Here is a 398-nt window from a genome sequence, read left to right as displayed (position 1 = left end):
TGCTCTCCTCCCTGACCCATTCCATGTAAATGTAGAAAATGTAGGAAGAAGTGGAGTTTTATTTAAAGCTATGGTTGATTTATAATTTAGTTAGAGAAAGGCTCTAAATAATCTTTTTTACTTCAAAATTATTTTTACTTACACTATTTACTACTTCTTGTGCAATACTATTTGTTTCTTTAGTAATGCTATTTGTTGTATCAGCAATTGATGCATTTTCTTGTGTACACTTTTCAAGCTGTCCCATTGCTTCAGCATTTTGTGACATTCCTATTGTTTGTTCTTTTGCTGCATTTGATACATCATCGATTAAAGCATTTTTATGTGTGTTTTTTTCTTCTACTTGATTAATTCCTTCAATCATCTTACTACTATTCTCTTTTACTTTTGTAGCTCTT

General features: G+C 30.2%; 1 pseudogene. It reads right to left on the bottom strand.

The annotated features are described in order from the left end of the window. Window positions 1-103 precede the first annotated feature (103 nt). Window positions 104-398: pseudogene (locus CRV02_RS14960) on the bottom strand (hypothetical protein); the annotation flags it as partial.

The organism is Arcobacter sp. CECT 8989, from assembly GCF_004116715.1.
Lineage (GTDB): Bacteria > Campylobacterota > Campylobacteria > Campylobacterales > Arcobacteraceae > Halarcobacter.
The sequence above is the reverse complement of the archived record's forward strand: the minus strand, read 5'-3'. Positions and strand labels throughout refer to the sequence as shown.